Genomic DNA, 257 nt, shown 5'->3' on the forward strand with positions numbered 1-257 from the left:
GGCAGTTCAAGTCTGCCTGGGACTACGATGCAAGGAACTTCAATTCCCGACCGGGGGATTAGCTCAGCTGGCTAGAGCACCTGCTTTGCAAGCAGGGGGTCAACGGTTCGAATCCGTTATTCTCCACATATCCTTGAAATAGAGGAAAGAGATCTTTGACATATTGACACAAGCAAGACTGTAGATTAGATAATAAATCAGAAATCAACAGCTGAAAGTATGAGCACTTATGCATACGGCCGCCTATAGTTATAGGA

Annotated in this window: 1 tRNA gene; it reads left to right on the plus strand. The window is 45.1% G+C overall.

Features of this window, described 5'->3' with window-relative positions:
• Positions 1-52 precede the first annotated feature (52 nt).
• Positions 53-126, plus strand: a tRNA-Ala gene (locus CIK96_RS04405).
• Positions 127-257: the final 131 nt, after the last annotated feature.

Source organism: Prevotella sp. P4-98 (assembly GCF_002251405.1).
In the GTDB taxonomy this organism is placed as follows: domain Bacteria; phylum Bacteroidota; class Bacteroidia; order Bacteroidales; family Bacteroidaceae; genus Prevotella.